We start from the raw sequence: 20,060 nt of genomic DNA, 5'->3' as shown, positions 1-20,060 counted from the left end.
CGGAACAATTGCTAGTTTACGTGAAGGCAGGGGATAATCGATGAAAAAAAAGGTAGGAATAGGTTTATTGATTGGTCTTTTGACACTGAGCTCCGTCTCTATTGATTGGAGTACTGTTTCCGCACAGAGTAAAGAGGAACTTCAACAAGAAATTAAGGAATTAGAAAAAGAGCAATTACAACTGAATGAAGAGAAAGAAAAGCTTCAAGGCTCTAAGAATGAAACTGAGCAGAAGATTAATGAAAACTTGAATAAGCAAGCAAGTGTTCAGGAGCAAATTGATGCGCTTGATCAAGAGTTAGAGAGCACAAAAAATTCAATTCAAGCAAAACAAGGCGAAATTGACGCCACGAACAAGGAAATTAATGCGTTGAAAGTTAAAATTGAGGATCTTACCAATCAAATTGCAGAATTAGAGGATGAGATTGAGGTTTTAATGGAACGTATTAAGGAACGGGAAGCACTACTTGCCGACCGTCTTCGTTCTATTCAAAAAAGTGGAGGCTCAATGGTCTATTTAGAAGTACTATTGGGTTCTACTAGTTTTTCAGATTTTATTACGAGAACCGCTGCTGTTAATATTATGATGGATCAGGATAAAGCAATCATGGATTCATTAGCAAATGATAAACAGCAGGTGGAAAGTAAAAAAGTAGCAGTAGAAGATAATAAAACAGAAATTGAAGATAAAAAAGTAAAAGTGGAAGATCAGAAAGTAGCCTTAGAGGATCAGAAAAAAGAACTGGTGGCTTTGGAAAATCAATTAGATGATCAAAAGGCCGAAAGACAAACATTAATGGCTCAGCTTGAAGAAGAACATCATCATTTAGAAGAATATATGTTTACATTAGAAGATGAGCAAGCAATGTTAAATTTACAGGCTCAGGCGAAGGAAAAAGCTAAGCAACTAGCACAAAGCGAGTTACAACAGCTTTCTAAACCAGCTGCCGGAAATGGAACGATGATTTGGCCGGCAAATGGTAGATTATCATCGAAGTTTAGCTATCGAGTTGACCCAGTTACTGGGGTTCCAGGTGATTTCCACCTAGGAATTGATATTGCGAATTCAGTTGGGACACCTGTTTATGCTGCTACCTCTGGAGTAGCTGTAAAAGGGAATCTCTCTTGGACATATGGAAATCATATCCTAGTCGTAAATGATGATTTTACGACACTTTACGCTCATTTAAATGGCTTTGCGATTGAAAATGGACAAGTTGTTAAACAAGGTGATTTAATTGGCTACATGGGCTCCACTGGAAATAGTACTGGACCACATTTACACTTTGAAGTTCACAAAGGTGGTTGGATAGGATTTTATCCACCGAATTCAAATGTCGTAAATCCATTAAATTACTTACCATAACCTTTGTTTTCTCAAAAAGTATTACACATGTCGTGTAATACTTTTTTTATTCCATAAACAGGATGAGTGAATTCTTTTTAGACAAAAGTTTGGCATGAAGAAGTTTTTTTCGTTATGATTAGAGAATAGGATTTAGTAAGAGGTTATCCATAACTAAAATAATTTCCCGATCGTGAAATATTTCTAGCTTATTTTGCGTTCACGTGCACTTTCAAACATATAACATATACTAGAGGTGAAGAAAATGAAATTAACAAAGGTACATATTGTACTTATTTTAGCTGGAGCTCTAGTGTTAGGCTTTTTAGGAGCTTACTTAGGTGTGACTATGGCGCATACAGACAATCCAGAACAAGGATTAAATGGCAATGCTTCTGTAGATGATGATGCGAAGGAAGGGCAGGCGATTGAGCAGCAAACGAATGTACCTGCTGAGTGGTCAAAGGTTGCTCAAGCCTATAACCTAATCAAAGACAACTATTTAGAAGGTGCAGATGAACAACAATTAATCGAAGGCGCAATTGAAGGGATGCTTGCAACCCTTGGAGATCCTTATAGTACCTACATGGATGTAGAAACTATGGACCAATTCAATGAACAAATTGAATCTGAGTTTGAAGGAATTGGTGCTGAGGTTAGTATGGTCAATGGCATGGTAACGATTGTTGCTCCGATTAAAGATTCACCCGCAGAAAAAGTTGGCTTACGTCCAAATGACCAAGTTTTAGAAGTAGATGGTGAGTCATTAGAAGGCTATGACTTGAATGAAGCAGTAGCAAAAATTCGCGGGGAAAAAGGATCAGAGGTTGTCTTAACGATTCTTCGTGCAGGGGCAACAGAGCCTTTTGAAATTACCATAGTACGAGATACCATCCCTATTGAAACAGTTTATTCAGAAATGAAGACGGTCGATGGTAAAAAGACCGGTGTTATTGAAATAACCAGTTTTTCAGAAACAACTGCAGATGATTTTAACACCCAGTTAAAAGCATTAGAAGACGATGGGATGGAAGGTTTAGTTATAGATGTACGTGGAAATCCAGGAGGACTTCTCAATATTGTGGAGGAAATATTGATGAATTTCGTTCCAAAGGATGTTCCATATGTACAAATTGAGGATCAAAATGGAGAGAAGACACCATATTATTCGACGTTAGAGAAGAAGAAGGATTACCCAATTAATGTCATTGTGAACGAAGGAAGTGCTTCTGCATCTGAAATTCTAGCTGTTGCAATGAAAGAAATTGGCTATGATGTAGTTGGTACGGCCTCCTTTGGAAAAGGAACCGTACAGCAGGCTGTGCCACTGGGAGATGGAAGTACTGTGAAATTAACATTCTTTAAGTGGTTATCACCGGAAGGGAATTGGATTCATGAGGTTGGGGTAGAGCCAACCGTTGAAATCGATCAGCCAGCATATTTCTATGCAAATCCGATTCAAATTGAGGAATCACTTCAATATGATCAGTCAGATGAAAAAATTGGTAATGTCCAATTAATGTTAAATGGCTTAGGATATGACACTGATAGAACGGATGGTTACTTTAGTAAAGCAACAGAAAATGCTGTTAAAGCTTTTCAAAAGGACAATGATCTTCAGACATCAGGTGTTGTAGACCAGGAAACCGCAGCTACATTAGAAGCAAAGCTCGTTGAAAAAATCCGTAGCGGCAGCGATGATAATCAGTTAGAAAAAGCATTAGAGGTTCTGTATTAAGACATAATGTTTCTAAAAAAATAGCGGCTGGATATAAATCAAGATAAAGCCGAATATGGTTGCATACTAGCCATTTCGGGCGTCGTGCATTGTACTTCCTTTTATCTTTTTAGTCCCAGCCGCATTTTTTTGCCTTTTTTACTTTTCTATTGGAAAAGCAGGAAAAAAATCGACAAATGGCGAATATATAAGGTTATAATTAAAAGGATAGACAGCATTGCATGGTGGAAGGTGATTAGGATTATGGTTGAGGATTGGTTAGTGGAGCTAGGAAAAGGGATTGGTAGGTTATTCCTAAATCCACTTTTATATTGGGCGATTGCTCTAGTAATTTTGGCAGGTGTAAGACGGGTTAAACGAGAGCGCAATTACTTTGGTACGAAGGTTTTTGATGTTTTTTCGGAATGGAAAGATACATTCGGTTTATCGCTTGGTATTGGTTTGATAGTATCGTTACTATCGTTAGGGGTTGGAATGGTAGTTTCCTATGAAGTGTTACTTGTACTAGGGATTGTTATGATATTAGTAAGCTTGTCATTGCGATTTACCATGCTTTCACCGAGTTATACGATTGGTATAACGAGCATTATTTTATTACTTTTACCGATGGTAACGGAATACGTAGATTTTTTATCGGTCCAGGATAATACAAATTTCGTAGCATTAACAATTTTACTTGGCTTGTTTTTACTTGTTGAAGCCTTATTATTAAAGAGAACAAGACATAATGATACATATCCCTCATTGGTCCTAGGTGAGCGTGGTAGCTGGATCGGAAGACATTTTATCAAGAAATTTGCAATCATACCATTTTTTATTTTCGTTCCAGCCGGCTTAATTGAGCCGATTGCCCCTTATTGGCCAATGTTATCCATGGGGGAAGAACAGTATGGTATTGTGCTTTTTCCGTTCTTGATTGGCTTTGAACATGTGGTGAAAGGCCACTTGCCACAGCTTGTTGCGAAACGATTGGCAAAATCAATTTCTCTGTTAGGTGTTTTAGTTCTTGTGATTGCAATAGGTAGTGTATATATCCCTTGGTTGTCTATTGTAGCCATAATTATTGCTATATTCGGAAGAGAGATGCTTAATTACCGCATCCTAATGTATGATCATGGAAAACGTCCTTATTTTAATCATACAAATGATGGCTTAAAGGTATTAAGCATTATTCCGGGATCCCCTGCTGACCGACTAGCGATTTTGATTGGGGAAACCATCTCCAAGGTAAATGGACAAAAAGTTCATAGTGTAGAAGAGCTGTATGAAGCACTTCAACAGACTGGATCATTCTTTAAGATTGAATTAATCGATAAAAATGGTGAAATCCGCTTTGTACAAAGTGCGATGTATGAAGGAGATCATCATGAGTTAGGACTCATTTTTGTCGGGGATCCTTATCGAGCAATGAAGTGAAATTTGTATGAAATAAGTTGAGTTAGACACGGATGTTGTATTCTAGTAGTCCAACATCTGTATCCAGATAGCTATCAAAAAATCCGTATCATATTTTTTATGTGATGCGGATTTTTCGTTTATTTTTTGTGATTTCAAGCAAACTAAGGAATGCAAAATATTTACAGGAAGGATAATTATATGGATGAAAAGTTATTTGTTAGGGGTTTGGAATGCACTTGATCCGGTGTATTACAGCTGTACGAGATTACGGTATGTGGCAGATGCACAGGAAGAACGTTCGTTATTTCGCGTGCGGTTAACGAGATATAAGGGGAGGAAGACAGTTCTTAAGGATGGTACGGTGATTCATAAGGATGATCTATTGCTGAAAATTCACCTACATAATGTGAAAATAATGAATGAATTATTTACGGTTACAAGTGATACGAAGCGGGCAGTATATATATATCATATGGTAAAACGAGCGTTGCCTTTACTAGCGGAGTATGTACAACAGCATAAGCGGTCACAGGAGATAAAAGGGATTATCGGCATTACCACCCTTTATCAAGGATCCTCACGGCTAGGTTTTGAGAATGTCATGATAAAAAATTCATATTACCGAGCTTATAAGCGCTTAACGTTCGCACCAATCAATTATCTAGCTAACTCACCTCGACAGGTGGAGCCTGTGTACCTATTTATGTCGAAGGATGAGTTAGTAACTAGATATGGCTCTATTTCAAATTAAATCGCAACATCGTGTAACGTGATTTCTGGTCGACTACCGATACGAATGTTAACACCAGTTTGACCAAGACCTTCACTAATATAAAATGGTGAGTCATTATGAATGTGCAAGCCTTTTACCATGTTAAGGCGAGGGAGCTTGCCCATTTTTACGAGATGAAATGCTTTCGGATAGCGAATTTGTCCACCGTGAAAATGACCAGCAAGTAAATAGTCAAATCGATACGAATCCATTTCCAATACGACATTGGGATCATGGGTTAGGACAATATTTAAGCCATCCTGTACGTTTTGGTAAGCCAGTTGCAAATCACTTCGCTTGGTGCTGTAGTCGTCAATTCCAATAACATTTATCATTTGATCCTTAAATTTGATTGGAATACTTGTATTTTGCATAACATGGCAGCCGTATTGTGTTAACAGATCTTTTAGTTTCACTAAATTTTCCTCATGAAGGACATAATCATGATTGCCTAGGACAGCAAAAATTCCGTGTGTCGGTTTCATGCTTTGCAAAACCTCTAGATAGGGGACTAATTTAGGAATGGTACGCTTTCGGTCAAGAAAGTCACCAGTCAATGCAATGATATCTGGTTTTTCTTCCTGTAATTTAACGGCTAATTCTGATGGGGTAATCGATATATTTTCAAGATGTAAGTCGGATAAATGTAGTATCGATAAGGTAGATTGATGGACATGCTGCTTAGATGGTATTTGGATTTTATTTATTTTAATATCTTTCGTGTTTTGATTTGCTTTGTATAGGAAAAAACTAATAACGATTAATAGTATCGTAGAAATGATATAAACCAATTAAATTCCTCCTCGAGAAGGATTATAACATGCTTCTATCCTTTGTAGCATTGGTAATTCAAGGGATTCAATTGTGCGGATGAGGGAGTGTAACTAATGGAAGCAAATCATAAGGATGAAGCGCTCTTTTTACCATTTATGCAAATTCCGACTGGTCACCATCATGTTGCAGATGCGGTTATGGAAGAATTGCAGGATACGATTCAATCATTTCATTGTGAAAAAGTCGATATTCTTTCCTATAGTTATGGCAGAATTGAGCGGCTTATTTCAGCGACTTATTTGAAATGGATACATTACATGCCAAAAGCATATGATTTACTCTATCAGTATTTAGCCGTGAAACAACAATCTAAGCGCTCTAGGCAGATTTTATATGAGGCTATGTTTACATCCTTTTTTAAAAAATTATTGAAGGAGAATGAGCCGAGTATTCTATTTTGTACGCATGCGCTTCCTTCTAATATTGCGAGTGTCTTAAAACAGAAGGGGCAACTAAACGCTATAACGGTAAATGTCTATACGGATTATTTTATAAATCGGATTTGGGGGATACGTGGAATTGATTATCATTTTGTGCCATCTATTACGGTGAAGAAGTTCCTCCTGGGCATTGGTGTAGAGGAAGCACAAATATTTGTAACAGGAATCCCAGTTCATCCAATTTTTCATACACGAAGCAAGCATGCACCGGCAACAACTGAAAAGAAACATATTTTAATTACAGGTGGCAGTTTAGGGGTTGGTGCTATGGAAAGAATTCTTCCGGATTATCCCGAATTACAATATTCTGTCCTGTGTGGTCAAAACGATAGGTTATACAAACGGTTGCTCCAACGGAATGATCCATCAATAACGCCAATTTCCTATGTTCATGACAAGGCGGAACTGAATGCCCTATATGATTCTGTGGATGCAGTTATCACAAAGCCAGGTGGGGTAACCATTAGTGAATGCTTACAAAAAAATAAGCCAATTTTTACTTGTAACGCATTACCTGGTCAGGAAAAAGTAAATGAGTTAGAGCTTCAAAAATTAGGTGTCGTACTACCACTTAATCCAATTAAACAGCCTGTTGAAGAGCAATTGAACTATTTTTTTTCGAATCAGCCATTACAAGAAAACTATGCAAAGCAATGGGAAAGCTATCATCATCACCTGGATGAGAAGCCATTAGCTGAAATTTTGCGAGAGGTTTGCCCGAGTCCATCCTGAAGCAACTGCTAATAATATCGGCAGTTGTTTTTTCTTACCATTTGTCTAGCAGGACGTGTGTTACGGGTATACTAAACTAATAGATTACATGTAAAAGGCAAAAAAATCGAATGTTCGTTCGCATTTATGTTAAAATTGTACTATAATTATGATACACTAATAATAGGAAATGATTTGGAGGGAAGTCTGTGGAAAATAATACGTTTGAATTAGTTTCTAAATACGAACCGCAGGGAGATCAACCGAAGGCGATCGCGGAATTGGTTGAACGAATTCTAGCCGGTCAGCGTCATCAAACTTTACTAGGCGCAACTGGTACTGGGAAAACATTTACGGTTTCTAATGTGGTAAAAGAAATAAATCGACCAACATTAGTAATAGCCCATAATAAAACGTTAGCTGGGCAATTATATAGTGAGTTCAAGGAATTTTTCCCTAATAATGCGGTAGAGTATTTTGTAAGCTATTATGATTATTATCAACCAGAGGCATATGTTCCTTCTACGGATACCTTCATTGAAAAAGATGCCAGTATCAATGATGAAATTGATAAGCTACGTCACTCGGCTACATCTGCACTATTTGAACGAAATGATGTGTTGATTGTTGCGAGTGTATCGTGTATCTACGGATTAGGGTCACCAGAAGAATATAGCAGCCAGGTCTTATCGTTAAGGATGGGAATGGAGAAGGATCGTGATCAGTTATTACGCGAATTAGTGGATATTCAATATGCACGAAATGATATTAATTTTCAGCGTGGTACGTTCCGTGTGCGTGGAGATTCTGTTGAAATAATTCCTGCTTCTCATGAAGAACATTGTATTCGAGTTGAATTCTTTGGGGATGAAATTGATCGGATTCGTGAGGTGGATGCATTAACTGGTGAAATTATAGGAGACCGGGAGCATGTAGCCATTTTCCCAGCGTCTCACTTCGTTACCCGAGAAGAAAAATTAAAGCTAGCAATTGCCAATATAGAAAAGGAACTTGAGGAACAACTTGAGAAACTCAGAAGTCAAAATAAATTGTTAGAAGCCCAGCGATTAGAACAGCGTACGAATTATGATTTGGAAATGATGCGGGAAATGGGATTTTGCTCTGGAATTGAAAACTATTCCAGACATTTAACATTACGAGAAGCTGGCGCAACACCATATACGTTGCTAGACTTCTTTCCTGATGATTTTCTAGTGGTGGTAGATGAATCACATGTAACCTTACCACAGATTCGCGGGATGTATAATGGGGACCAAGCAAGGAAGCAAGTATTAGTAGACCATGGGTTTCGATTACCAAGTGCTTTGGATAACCGACCACTTAAATTTGACGAATTTGATGAAAAGGTGAAGCAAATTATCTTTGTTTCGGCTACGCCAGGTCCGTATGAATTAGAACACACACCAATTATGACCGAGCAAATTATCCGTCCTACAGGATTATTAGATCCGGAAGTAGAAGTCCGTCCAATTGAAGGGCAGATTGATGACTTAATCGGTGAAATTAACAAACGTGTGGACCTCCAAGAGCGCGTGCTAGTGACAACCTTAACGAAAAAGATGTCTGAGGATTTAACGGATTATTTAAAAGAGGTAGGCATAAAAGTTGCCTATCTACATTCCGAAATTAAGACATTAGAGCGGATTGAGGTAATCCGTGATCTTCGTGTTGGAAAATTTGATGTGCTTATCGGTATAAACTTATTACGGGAAGGTCTGGATATTCCAGAGGTGTCATTGGTCGCTATTTTGGATGCGGATAAGGAAGGGTTTTTACGTTCCGAACGATCACTTATTCAGACGATGGGACGTGCTGCCCGTAATGAGAATGGTCGCGTTATTATGTATGCAGATAAGATTACTGATTCCATGAAAAAAGCGATTGAGGAGACCGAGCGCCGTCGTGAAATACAAATGGCTTATAATGTTGAGCATCACATTACTCCTAGAACAATCAAGAAGGAAGTACGCGATGTTATTCGCGCAACGGTTGCTGCAGAGGAAGAGACAGCGTACGATACTAAGAAAACAACAAGCTTTACAAAGCTAACCAAAAAAGAAAAACAAAAAGTTATCGAACAAATGGAAAAAGAAATGCGAGAGGCTGCAAAGTCGCTTGATTTTGAAAAAGCGGCAGAGCTTCGTGATGTTCTATTTGAACTAAAAGCGGAAGGATGACCTGTGAATGCCAAGTAAAATGATTAACATTAAAGGTGCACGAGCACATAATCTAAAAAATATTGATATTTCTATTCCAAAAAATAAGCTTGTAGTGTTAACTGGATTATCCGGTTCGGGTAAGTCGTCCTTAGCATTTGATACTATATATGCAGAAGGACAAAGACGATATGTAGAATCGTTATCAGCCTATGCCCGCCAATTTTTAGGTCAAATGGATAAACCTGATGTTGATACAATTGACGGGTTATCACCTGCTATCTCCATTGACCAAAAAACAACGAGTAAAAATCCTCGTTCAACAGTTGGAACGGTAACGGAAATTTATGATTATTTACGATTGCTATTTGCTAGAGTCGGCAGACCAACCTGTCCCATACACGGAACAGAAATCTCATCACAAACCGTGGAGCAAATGGTTGACCGGATTTTAGAATACCCAGAACGAACTAAAATTCAAATTCTAGCACCGATTATATCGGGTCGTAAGGGTGAGCATGTAAAGGTTTTTGAAAAGCTAAAGCAAGAGGGCTATGTTCGTATTCGTGTTGATAAAGTAATGCGCGAGGTAACAGAGGACATAAAACTAGAAAAAAATAAAAAGCACTCAATAGAAGTTGTAGTTGACCGTATTGTCGTGAAGGATGGTGTAGCTGGTCGGCTTAGTGATTCGATTGAAACGGCTTTAGAGCTCGGTGAAGGAAAGATTATCGTCGATATAATCGATCAAGAAGAATTAGTATTTAGTGAAAATCATGCTTGTCCAATTTGTGGATTCTCGATTGGTGAATTAGAGCCAAGATTATTTTCCTTCAATAGCCCGTTCGGAGCATGCCCAACCTGTGATGGTCTAGGTACTAATCAAGTGGTCGATCCTGATTTGGTCATTCCTGACTGGTCTAAATCCTTAAACGAACATGCAATTGTCGCTTGGGAGCCTATTAGCTCGCAATATTACCCGCAGCTACTCAAGAGTGTTTGTGATCATTTCGATATCAATATGGATATACCAGTTAAGGATATTCCAAAGGATAAAATGGATAAGCTATTACACGGTAGTGGGAAAGAAAAAATACATTTTCACTATGAAAATGAATTTGGAAATATTCGAGACAATAGGATTGAATTTGAAGGTGTGCTACATAATATAGCGCGTCGCTATAAAGAGACTTCTTCAGACTTTATCCGGGAGACATTAGAAAAGTACATGTCCCAAAAAAATTGTCCTACCTGTAAAGGATATCGATTAAAAGAAGAAGCATTAGCAGTATTAATTGATAATCTTCATATTAGTAAGGTAACCGAATTTTCTATTACAGAGGCGATGAATTTCTTCCAAAGCTTAAACCTAACGGAAAAGGAAGAACAAATTGCTCGTTTAATTTTAAAAGAGATTAATAATCGGTTGGAGTTTTTATATAATGTTGGCTTGGATTATTTAACCTTATCACGGGCAGCAGGTACATTATCTGGTGGTGAGGCACAGCGTATTCGATTGGCGACGCAAATTGGATCAGCATTAACCGGAGTATTGTATGTGTTGGATGAGCCATCAATTGGACTACATCAACGTGACAATGATCGGTTGATTGAGACGTTAAAGAATATGCGAGATTTAGATAATTCATTAATTGTAGTGGAACATGATGAAGACACAATGCTTGCAGCGGACTGGTTGATTGATATTGGTCCAGGTGCTGGGGAGCATGGTGGACAAATTATAGCAAGTGGTACACCAGAAGAAGTGATGAAAAATCCGAAATCACTCACAGGACAATACCTATCTGGTAATAAATATATCCCACTTCCCCCGAAGCGTAGAAAAGCGGATAAGCGGTTTATTGAAGTAGTTGGTGCAGCAGCAAACAATTTGAAAAATGTCTCTGCTAAAATTCCGATTGGTTTGATGACAGTGGTTACTGGTGTATCTGGCTCTGGAAAAAGTACCCTTGTTAACGAAATTATTTATAAGGGGCTTGCAAAAGAGTTATACCGAGGAAAGCATCGTCCAGGGAAGCATAAAGAATTAAAAGGAATCGAGCATATTGATAAAGTAATTGATATCGACCAATCACCAATCGGTCGTACGCCTCGTTCCAACCCAGCTACTTATACCGGAGTATTTGATGATGTTCGTGATGTGTTTGCATCAACAAACGAAGCGAAGATTAGAGGGTATAAAAAGGGACGATTTAGTTTTAATGTTAAAGGTGGACGTTGTGAGGCTTGTCGTGGAGATGGTATTATTAAAATCGAGATGCACTTTTTACCAGATGTCTATGTTCCTTGTGAGGTTTGTCACGGGAAGCGTTATAATCGAGAAACCTTAGAAGTTAAATATAAAGGAAAAAGTATTGCTGAAATACTCGATATGACCATTGAGGAAGCACTAGAGTTCTTTGCCAATATTCCTAAAATCAAACGCAAGATACAAACAATTTATGATGTAGGATTGGGATATGTTAAACTAGGGCAGCCAGCAACTACATTATCTGGTGGTGAGGCACAACGGGTTAAACTGGCAAGTGAACTTCATCGTCGTTCCAATGGGAAAACATTATATATTTTAGATGAACCAACAACAGGACTTCATGTTGATGATATCAGCAGGCTCCTTAAAGTGATTCAGCGCTTAGTGGATAATGGGGATACAGTCCTTATTATTGAACATAATTTAGATGTTATCAAAACAGCGGATTATATTTTGGATTTAGGCCCTGAAGGAGGAGCGCGTGGTGGACAGATTATTGCATCTGGAACGCCGGAAAAAATTGCTGAACAAACGATTTCCTATACCGGTCAATATTTAAAGCCATTATTAGAACGGGATACGAAAAGACAGAAGGAAGCATTAAAAGCAAAGGAAAAAGTTACGTCCAAGTAAGTAACGTAGACAGCAGGGATGACTATTCTTGCTGTCTTTTTTCGGTTCAAACTTTTTGACGCATTCTGTTAGATTCGGTAATGTTAGAAGTAGAAGTGTAAGGAGGAAATAGAATGAAACCAATCGCACTGGAAAAAGTACAAGAAAAGCTTGAAGGCTATATAAATAAAGATGTCTACGTGCATTTAGAAACAACAAACGGCGCATACGCATCACACGTCAATGAAAAGGCATATAATGTCGGTGTTTATATTCGAAATGCCAAGGTCCGTTTTTCACAGGCAAAGATTGTTGGCGATGGAAAGTCTTATCGTGCAGGCTTGAAAATGGATATGGGTTGGATTTATGCAGAAGGCCTAACCGATTGGGAAATTTTTGAAGGTAAAAAATTACTGATGGCTGGTCATGATCGAGAAGGGCGATTGATGGTCGCCCTACAAATCAGTGAAACCCCTTTTAAGTATTAATGAGATGAGAAAGATAGGTGAGTAGAATGAAAAAGCATGTCGTTGTTATATATCCACATCCTGATGATGAATCATTTGGAGCAGCCGGAACGATTTCTCAATTCCGCGCACAAGGTGTACCCGTTACTTATTTATGTGGAACACTAGGAGAAATGGGACGCAATATGGGTACTCCAACCTTTGCGAATCGTGAAACATTACCGGAAATTCGGAAGCAAGAAATTATTGATGCTTGTAAGGTGCTTGATATGGAATTACGTTTACTAGGTTATCGGGATAAAACCTTAGAATATGAGGATCGCAATGAAGTTGCCCAGAATTTAAAACGGATTCTAGAAGAAATTGATCCATCTTTAGTAATTACCCATTATCCTGATCATGCCGTACATCCTGATCATAATGCCTTAGGTGCTGCAGCAATAGAAGCAGTACGTCTTATGGATCCCAATAAGCGCCCAACTGTTTGGGCACAAGCAATCACGAATACATACATCGATGATCTTGGTCAACCAGATGTTGTAAATGATGTAACAGATTTATTCGATAAAAAAATGGAAGCAATACTTTGTCATAAATCGCAGGCGAGCGGCGTAATTCGAAGCTGGAGTCAGAACGATGAATACACCGAGGACCTAAAAAAGCAAGCCAAACAGCGATTAGGCATCGAACAATTTTATACTTGGAAATATTAATGATAGTGAAATCCCTGTACCGAAATGTGCAGGGATTTTACTATAGTATTTAATTGGATGGAACATTCGAATGGGAAGGAATTTTCACTACTATGTCGAATACTATGAGTAGAAAGCATATTGGAAGGATGGTGGATGTATTGTTATTGCGAGGTGTTTTATCGATTGTATTGAACGCAGTGGCGTTGATTACTGTTGCACAATTATTTGATTCCTTTCACTTAGAGGGATTCGGAACGGCGCTGTTAGCAAGTTTAATTTTAGCCATTCTCAATATAATTGTTAAACCGCTGTTAATTATTTTTACGTTGCCATTAACAATTTTTACATTAGGTCTATTCTTGTTTGTTATTAATGCCATAACGTTAATGATTACGCAGGGTGTGATTGGTGATTCGTTTATTATAAACGGATTTGGAACAGCGGTCTTGGCAGCGGTTATCCTTTCGATATTGAATTTATTATTGAATCGATTAGTCAAGGACACGCTAACCTCTAAATAATTGCAGGCGGGCAAAAGCTTAACTAAGCAAGTGAAAAATACCAAGTTACTACCTTTATTAGGGGTGGACACGATGAGTGGATTTTATCTTGCTTTTTTAAAAATACTTTTGACTCGCCTTTTTTAGTGCTTCCAGCCAAGCTTATATTCTGCCCTCTGGTTTAAGTTAGGTTATACTAATAAAGTGAGATTTACTGCAAGTTACATGCTCTGTAAAATATGCTACAATGGGAAGCAGTTAGGCTGGTATGGAGGGAAAACCAAATGACAACAATTGTACGAACGCAAGATTTATTGGAAAACTTTAATTTGGAATTAGTTGCTGGCGAAGAAGGCTTACATAGAGAGATTACAACGAGTGATATCTCCCGTCCCGGAATTGAAATGACGGGTTATTTTAAATATTATCCAAAAGAGCGGTTGCAATTAATTGGCAAAACGGAAATGACATATTTCCTGGAATTGAATGTAGAGGATCAGTATGACAGGATTATGCGTCTTTGCACGGATTTGACCCCTGGGATTGTCGTAACACGAGGCATGGCTGTTCCGCAGGTAATGATTGATGTGGCGAATAAAGCAGGTGTTCCGATTCTGCATTCCCCACGAAAGACTACAAGGGTCATCAGTAGACTTACGAATTATTTAGAGGCAAAGTTTGCGCCATTTACAGCGATTCATGGGGTATTAGTCGATATCTACGGTGTAGGAGTGCTAATTACTGGTCAAAGTGGTGTCGGTAAAAGTGAAACTGCACTTGAACTAGTAAAGCGTGGCCACCGTCTAGTTGCGGATGATAGCGTTGAAATTAGACAAGAAGATTATGATACGTTAATCGGAAACTCGCCACCATTAATTGAACATTTACTGGAGATACGCGGACTTGGAATTATTAATGTGATGACGTTATTTGGTGCGGGTTCGGTTCGAAGTAATAAAAAGATCTCGATGATAATGGATCTGGAAATATGGGATTCCAAAAAGCAATATGACCGTTTAGGGCTTGATGAAGAAAAAATGAAGATTATGGATGTGGAGCTTCCAAAAGCAACGATTCCAGTTCGGCCCGGTCGTAACCTTGCTGTCATTATTGAGGTTGCAGCAATGAATTTCCGATTAAAACGGATGGGCGTCAATGCAGCAGAAGAATTCTCAGAACGATTATCAACGATGATTGTACAAGAAAAAGAAGATTTCGAATAGGAGTGAAGGAATATGAGTTGTGCTGCACCGGCTCTTCCTAGGGAGCTATTACATATTGGCACGTTTTCCATCTACTGGTATGGTGTCATCATTGCGGTTGGGGCGTTTCTTGGGTTGTACCTAGCGATGAAGGAATCAGATCGATTAGGGATAAAAAAAGATTTATTTGTTGATTTGGTTGTATTTGCAATCCCAATCTCTATTATTTGCGCAAGGATTTATTATGTAACGTTTGAGTGGGATCGTTATGCAGGAGGACCGTGGTGGAAAGTATTCGCCGTATGGGAAGGCGGTATTGCCATCCACGGAGCACTAATTGGTGCTGTGCTTACTGCGGTTGTTTTTGCACGTGTCAAGAAAATACAGTTCTGGCAGCTAGCTGATGTTGCAGCACCTAGTTTGATTTTAGGGCAGGCAATCGGACGCTGGGGGAATTTCATGAATCAAGAGGCTCATGGCGGGCCAATTACAGATCAAGGGATTTTAGATATGCACAATGCCTTGCTTCCTGATTTTATTATGAATCAAATGTGTATTGACGGTACTGTATATTATCCAACATTTCTCTATGAATCTGTGTGGAATATTTTAGTTCTAATTTTATTATTATGGTTACGCAGGAAAAATCCGATTCGAGGTACCATATTTTTAACGTATCTAGCAACCTATTCTGTCGGAAGATTCTTCATTGAAGGAATGCGTACAGACAGCTTGTATGTAGTAGGGAATCTTCGTACTGCACAATTGATTTCCATCCTATTAATTCTCGGTGCTATTATCCTGATATTTTATCGTCGTAAAACAGTATCAGAGCATTATGAAGATGTCGATACGAAGAAGAAGTCAGGTAAGAAAAAGAAATAATCTACCTACAAAAGTGAGGGACACAGCATGCTTGCAATTGGAAAAAGGGGATTAATTCAGGGACTGCATACAACGTGGACTTTAGGTAAGGTTATCTTTCCAATCACGTTATTGGTCACGATTTTACAATATACACCAGTATTACCTTGGATTATTAAAGCAGTAAGTCCATTAATGGAGCTCATTGGTTTGTCAGGTGAGGCTGCGGTACCAATGGTTCTGGGAAATGTGTTGAATCTCTATGCTGGAATTGCAGCCATTATTTCCTTTGACTTTTCCGTAAAAGAAGTATTTATAATGGCTATGATGCTTTCTTTCTCTCACAATCTATTTGTGGAATCTGCCGTTGCGTCAAAGGTAGGTATAAAATGGTGGTTGATTGTTGGGATTCGCATACTGTTAGCAGTGCTTGCGGCTATTATGATAAATCTGTTTTGGAGTGGCGGATCTGAGGCAGCCCAATACGGGATGATTTCACAAACTGGTGCTACATACACCGGTTGGGGAGAAATAAGTCTACATGGATTACAAACAGCAATTATCGCCATCATTCAGCTGGCACTGATTGTCATCCCATTAATGGTAATCATGCAATTTCTTCGTGAAAAAGGCTGGCTAACGAAGCTCTCCAATGGCTTTGCGCCAGTAACAAGCATACTAGGAATGAAGAAGAATACGTCAATGACATTAGTGGCGGGTCTAACGATTGGTCTTGCTTATGGTGCTGGTTTAATGATACAAGCGGTAAAAGAAGATGGTGTATCAAAACGTGATATGACATTAGCGTTAATTTTCCTAGTCGCATGCCATGCGGTAGTAGAAGACACGTTAATCTTTATTCCACTTGGCATTCCGGTTTGGCCACTTCTTATGATTCGATTACTGACAGCAATTATCCTAACAATGACAATTGCTTTTGTTTGGAAACGAATGGATCAACGAAAACGGAAGGAAATCACCAATGAACATACGTACAATACTATTTGATTTAGATGGAACCTTAATTGATACAAATGAATTAATCAATGCGTCTTTTTTCCATACATTTAATGAATATGGACTGCGCTTTAGCGATGAAGAAATTTTGGCCTTTAATGGACCACCATTAAAGGAGACATTTGAAAAAATTGACTTAGACAAAGCGGAAGCCATGATTACAACATATCGGTCGCATAACTTAGCCCATCATGATGAGTATGTGAAAACATTTCCGAATGTGAAAGAGACTTTGCAACTGTTAAAAGACAACGGTATCTCACTCGGAATTGTTACTACAAAAATGCGTAAAACTGCCATAAGAGGATTAAAATTTACGGGAATTGATTCTTATTTTGATACGATTATTGCAATTGATGATGTTACCAATGCGAAACCACATCCTGAACCAGTATTGCAGGCCATGAAGGCTCTAAATGCGGAAAGAGAGACGACCTTAATGGTCGGAGATAATTCTCATGATATTGAATCCGGTCAAAATGCTGGGGTGCTAACGGCAGGTGTTGCCTGGTCACTTAAGGGAGAAAAAGTATTAAAAAGCTATCAACCAACCTATATGCTTCATGATATGCATGATTTACTAAAACTTATTGAGGTGTAAGCCGTGCGAAAAACTGAACGTCATCCTGTCCCAAACGCGAATTCACTTTGGCATATATATAAAACGGTGTCGTTTTGGAAAGTGATGAAAAATTTTATCATTATCCAAATTGCTAGATATACCCCTTTTTTAAGTGTGAAAAATTGGTTGTATCGTGTATTCCTACGTATGAAGGTAGGTCAAAAAACATCGTTCGCATTAATGGTAATGCCCGATATTATGTTTCCAGAGAAGATAACGGTTGGGGATAATTCGGTAATTGGCTACAATACAACAATATTAGCCCATGAATACTTAATAAAGGAGTATCGCCTTGGAGAAGTACAGATTGGAAATGAGGTTCTAATTGGAGCCAATAGTACGATCCTTCCAGGCGTAACGATTGGTGACGGTGCAATCATTTCAGCGGGGACATTGGTTCATAAAGACGTTCAACCCGGCACGTTTGTTGGGGGAAATCCTATGAAGTTAATTTACACAAAAGAGGAAATGCAAGCAAGAAATGACCAAGACGTATTTCCTGATATACAAGATGAAGCAAAAGATGAAGCAAAAACCACTAAGCAGTAAAAAATACTGGTAGTGGTTTTTTTGTCGTTCATTTCTCAGCTAGGATTTTTCTACTAGAATTGATTCTAAATCATATGAACCTATCAATAGTATTAATAATAAACAAACTATTTTGAGGGGGAATAATTGATGACAACATTTTCAAGCAGGAGAAGGCATGAAATCGTAGCGAATCTACAAAAAGAGACATTGGATTTATTAGTAATTGGTGGGGGTATAACGGGAGCGGGAATTGCCTTAGATGCGGTGACAAGAGGCATAAAAACAGCTGTGGTGGAAATGCAGGATTTTGCTTCTGGAACATCGAGCCGATCGACAAAATTGGTGCATGGTGGGCTTCGGTATTTGAAACAATTTGAAGTAAAAATGGTAGCAGAGGTCGGAAAAGAAAGAGCAATCGTTTATGAAAATGGACCACATGTTACAACACCAGAATGGATGCTATTGCCCTTTCATGAAGGTGGAACATTTGGTCCTATTACGACTAATATTGGGTTGCGTGCCTATGATTATTTAGCAGGTGTAAAGCGGATTGAGCGACGGAAGATGTTGTCGGCACAACTCGCATTAGAGCTAGAGCCATTGCTAAAGCCAGATGGATTAAAAGGGGCAGGTTATTATGTAGAATATAAAACGGATGATGCGCGGTTGACCATTGAGGTCATCAAAAAAGCAGTGGAAAAAGGGGCTCAAGCCATTAATTATACGAAGGTAGTTTCCTTTCTATATGATGACAATCAACGATTACGGGGGGCTCTTGTTGAAGACCAAACGAATGGTAAGACATATGAAATTTATGCAGACAAAATTATTAATGCGGGTGGTCCATGGGTAGATGAAATTCGGGAACTAGATGGATCGAAGCAAGGAAAGCATCTGCACTTAACCAAAGGTGTTCACATTGTTTTTTCGAAAGAACGTTTTCCACTGCGACAAGCCATTTACTTTGATACACCAGATGGACGGATGGTTTTTGCGATTCCGCGTGAGGATAAGACGTATGTTGGGACGACAGATACAACCTATACGGGTGATATCGCACACCCAACGATGACCAAAGCCGATTGTGACTATATTATTGATGCGATTAACTATATGTTTCCTTCGCTCGCCATTACAGCAGATGACGTCGAATCAAGCTGGGCGGGGCTAAGACCATTAATCGAAGAGGACGGAAAAAATCCGGGTGAAATTTCACGAAGAGATGAAATTTTCATAGCGGAATCAGGCTTAATATCTATGGCGGGTGGAAAATTGACAGGCTACAGGAAAATGGCTGAGCAAGCAGTAGATACAGTAGTCGAACAGTGGAGGCAAGAAAAAGGAAAACACTATTCCGAATCGGAAACGATGCATTTAGCAATTTCTGGTGGGGAGGTTGGCGGTTCTAAGGGGTTTAGAACATATATGGAAGAAAAAACGGCAGCTGGTGTTGCACTTGGTATGTCAGAAAAAGACGCCAAAAAACTAGTAAAACGGTACGGCGCAAATGTTACAAAAGTATTTGAATTATATGAGATGCATAGGAAAGAGGCGCAAGAATCAAATCTTGATCCAGTAGTCTATGCCCAGTTACGATATGGGGTTGCGTATGAACTAGTTTACCATCCCACAGACTTCTTTATTCGTAGAACAGGCGCCCTCTATTTCGATATTGATTGGGTCCGAGCACATAAAGAAACTGTTATAGCGAGCATGAATAACCAACTAAACTGGAAAGCAGAACAAAAAATTCGGTACACCAAGGAATTAGATATATTACTAGAACAAGCAGTCAATCCAACCGATTAAAAGCTAAATGCTGTGGTAGAAGGATAATGAAAACTATTAAAAATAATCAAATCC

The 20,060-nt window shown here is 38.7% G+C and carries 17 protein-coding genes; 16 read left to right on the top strand and 1 reads right to left on the bottom strand.

The window, feature by feature from the left end; genetic code table 11:
• The first annotated feature begins 40 nt into the window (after positions 1 to 40).
• From JF53_RS04395 to JF53_RS04380, 4 genes are all read left to right on the top strand, one after another.
• Positions 41 to 1,366, top strand: a complete 1,326-nt coding sequence (locus JF53_RS04395; protein ID WP_047980822.1) for a murein hydrolase activator EnvC family protein — start codon at positions 41 to 43, stop codon at positions 1,364 to 1,366.
• A 244-nt stretch (positions 1,367 to 1,610) separates the two neighbouring features.
• The gene (locus tag JF53_RS04390; protein WP_047980821.1) at positions 1,611 to 3,083 is read left to right on the top strand and encodes a S41 family peptidase; all 1,473 of its coding nucleotides are present in this window, start codon (positions 1,611 to 1,613) and stop codon (positions 3,081 to 3,083) included.
• 243 nt (positions 3,084 to 3,326) lie between these two features.
• The gene (locus JF53_RS04385) at positions 3,327 to 4,499 is read left to right on the top strand and encodes a PDZ domain-containing protein (protein ID WP_047980820.1); all 1,173 of its coding nucleotides are present in this window, start codon (positions 3,327 to 3,329) and stop codon (positions 4,497 to 4,499) included.
• Positions 4,500 to 4,683: 184 nt separating this feature from the next.
• Positions 4,684 to 5,232, top strand: a complete 549-nt coding sequence (locus JF53_RS04380) for a YkoP family protein (protein ID WP_047980819.1) — start codon at positions 4,684 to 4,686, stop codon at positions 5,230 to 5,232.
• Here the strand turns inward: JF53_RS04380 and JF53_RS04375 are convergent.
• A complete protein-coding gene (locus tag JF53_RS04375) occupies positions 5,229 to 6,044 on the bottom strand; it encodes a metallophosphoesterase (protein ID WP_047980818.1) in 816 nt (271 codons plus the stop codon). The two genes, JF53_RS04380 and JF53_RS04375, sit on opposite strands and share 4 nt — an antisense overlap.
• 96 nt (positions 6,045 to 6,140) lie before the next feature.
• On the opposite strand from JF53_RS04375, the gene JF53_RS04370 reads away from it, so the two are divergent.
• The 12 genes from JF53_RS04370 (at position 6,141) to JF53_RS04315 (ending at position 20,006) form a co-directional block, all read left to right on the top strand.
• Entirely contained in the window at positions 6,141 to 7,259 is a 1,119-nt protein-coding gene (locus JF53_RS04370) for an MGDG synthase family glycosyltransferase (protein WP_047980817.1), read from the top strand.
• Between the two features lie 188 nt (positions 7,260 to 7,447).
• Positions 7,448 to 9,436 carry an excinuclease ABC subunit UvrB gene (gene uvrB / locus JF53_RS04365; RefSeq protein ID WP_047980816.1) on the top strand — a complete coding sequence of 663 codons (1,989 nt, stop codon included), beginning with the start codon at positions 7,448 to 7,450 and terminating at the stop codon, positions 9,434 to 9,436.
• A gap of 7 nt (positions 9,437 to 9,443) precedes the next feature.
• Entirely contained in the window at positions 9,444 to 12,320 is a 2,877-nt protein-coding gene (gene uvrA, locus JF53_RS04360) for an excinuclease ABC subunit UvrA (protein WP_047980815.1), read from the top strand.
• Between the two features lie 113 nt (positions 12,321 to 12,433).
• Positions 12,434 to 12,787 carry a YojF family protein gene (locus JF53_RS04355; protein WP_047980814.1) on the top strand — a complete coding sequence of 118 codons (354 nt, stop codon included), beginning with the start codon at positions 12,434 to 12,436 and terminating at the stop codon, positions 12,785 to 12,787.
• Between the two features lie 26 nt (positions 12,788 to 12,813).
• Positions 12,814 to 13,479, top strand: a complete 666-nt coding sequence (gene bshB2 / locus JF53_RS04350; RefSeq protein ID WP_047980813.1) for a bacillithiol biosynthesis deacetylase BshB2 — start codon at positions 12,814 to 12,816, stop codon at positions 13,477 to 13,479.
• Positions 13,480 to 13,607: 128 nt separating this feature from the next.
• Positions 13,608 to 13,982: a phage holin family protein gene (locus JF53_RS04345; protein ID WP_407944456.1), complete on the top strand. Its 375-nt coding sequence runs from the start codon at positions 13,608 to 13,610 to the stop codon at positions 13,980 to 13,982.
• A 263-nt stretch (positions 13,983 to 14,245) separates the two neighbouring features.
• A complete protein-coding gene (gene hprK, locus JF53_RS04340; protein WP_047980812.1) occupies positions 14,246 to 15,184 on the top strand; it encodes an HPr(Ser) kinase/phosphatase in 939 nt (312 codons plus the stop codon).
• 12 nt (positions 15,185 to 15,196) lie between these two features.
• Positions 15,197 to 16,048 (top strand): prolipoprotein diacylglyceryl transferase, encoded by an 852-nt coding sequence (gene lgt, locus JF53_RS04335; RefSeq protein ID WP_047980811.1) that lies wholly within the window; start codon positions 15,197 to 15,199, stop codon positions 16,046 to 16,048.
• Positions 16,049 to 16,075: 27 nt separating this feature from the next.
• Complete coding sequence (locus JF53_RS04330; protein WP_047980810.1) at positions 16,076 to 17,035, top strand: nucleoside recognition domain-containing protein; 960 nt, start codon at positions 16,076 to 16,078, stop codon at positions 17,033 to 17,035.
• On the top strand, positions 17,010 to 17,645 hold the full coding sequence (ppaX, locus tag JF53_RS04325; protein ID WP_047980809.1) for a pyrophosphatase PpaX: 636 nt from the start codon (positions 17,010 to 17,012) through the stop codon (positions 17,643 to 17,645). Before JF53_RS04330 ends, ppaX begins: the two co-directional genes overlap by 26 nt.
• A gap of 3 nt (positions 17,646 to 17,648) precedes the next feature.
• On the top strand, positions 17,649 to 18,215 hold the full coding sequence (locus JF53_RS04320; protein ID WP_047980808.1) for an acyltransferase: 567 nt from the start codon (positions 17,649 to 17,651) through the stop codon (positions 18,213 to 18,215).
• A gap of 129 nt (positions 18,216 to 18,344) precedes the next feature.
• Positions 18,345 to 20,006, top strand: coding sequence for a glycerol-3-phosphate dehydrogenase/oxidase (locus JF53_RS04315; RefSeq protein WP_047980807.1), 1,662 nt, complete (start codon positions 18,345 to 18,347; stop codon positions 20,004 to 20,006).
• Positions 20,007 to 20,060: the final 54 nt, after the last annotated feature.

This window comes from Ornithinibacillus contaminans, assembly GCF_001038425.2.
GTDB classification, from domain to species: Bacteria; Bacillota; Bacilli; order Bacillales; family Amphibacillaceae; genus Ornithinibacillus; species Ornithinibacillus contaminans.
This window is presented reverse-complemented; position numbering and strand designations above follow the sequence as displayed.

What these genes read in the sequence shown, in the direction of transcription:
- JF53_RS04395 (WP_047980822.1), top strand. Translation starts at nt 41, where the DNA reads ATGAAAAAAAAGGTAGGAATAGGTTTATTGATTGGTCTTTTGACACTG.
- JF53_RS04390 (WP_047980821.1), top strand. Translation starts at nt 1,611, where the DNA reads ATGAAATTAACAAAGGTACATATTGTACTTATTTTAGCTGGAGCTCTA.
- JF53_RS04385 (WP_047980820.1), top strand. Translation starts at nt 3,327, where the DNA reads ATGGTTGAGGATTGGTTAGTGGAGCTAGGAAAAGGGATTGGTAGGTTA.
- JF53_RS04380 (WP_047980819.1), top strand. Translation starts at nt 4,684, where the DNA reads ATGAAAAGTTATTTGTTAGGGGTTTGGAATGCACTTGATCCGGTGTAT.
- JF53_RS04370 (WP_047980817.1), top strand. Translation starts at nt 6,141, where the DNA reads ATGGAAGCAAATCATAAGGATGAAGCGCTCTTTTTACCATTTATGCAA.
- uvrA (WP_047980815.1), top strand. Translation starts at nt 9,444, where the DNA reads ATGCCAAGTAAAATGATTAACATTAAAGGTGCACGAGCACATAATCTA.
- JF53_RS04355 (WP_047980814.1), top strand. Translation starts at nt 12,434, where the DNA reads ATGAAACCAATCGCACTGGAAAAAGTACAAGAAAAGCTTGAAGGCTAT.
- bshB2 (WP_047980813.1), top strand. Translation starts at nt 12,814, where the DNA reads ATGAAAAAGCATGTCGTTGTTATATATCCACATCCTGATGATGAATCA.
- JF53_RS04345 (WP_407944456.1), top strand. Translation starts at nt 13,608, where the DNA reads ATGGTGGATGTATTGTTATTGCGAGGTGTTTTATCGATTGTATTGAAC.
- hprK (WP_047980812.1), top strand. Translation starts at nt 14,246, where the DNA reads ATGACAACAATTGTACGAACGCAAGATTTATTGGAAAACTTTAATTTG.
- lgt (WP_047980811.1), top strand. Translation starts at nt 15,197, where the DNA reads ATGAGTTGTGCTGCACCGGCTCTTCCTAGGGAGCTATTACATATTGGC.
- JF53_RS04330 (WP_047980810.1), top strand. Translation starts at nt 16,076, where the DNA reads ATGCTTGCAATTGGAAAAAGGGGATTAATTCAGGGACTGCATACAACG.
- ppaX (WP_047980809.1), top strand. Translation starts at nt 17,010, where the DNA reads ATGAACATACGTACAATACTATTTGATTTAGATGGAACCTTAATTGAT.
- JF53_RS04315 (WP_047980807.1), top strand. Translation starts at nt 18,345, where the DNA reads ATGACAACATTTTCAAGCAGGAGAAGGCATGAAATCGTAGCGAATCTA.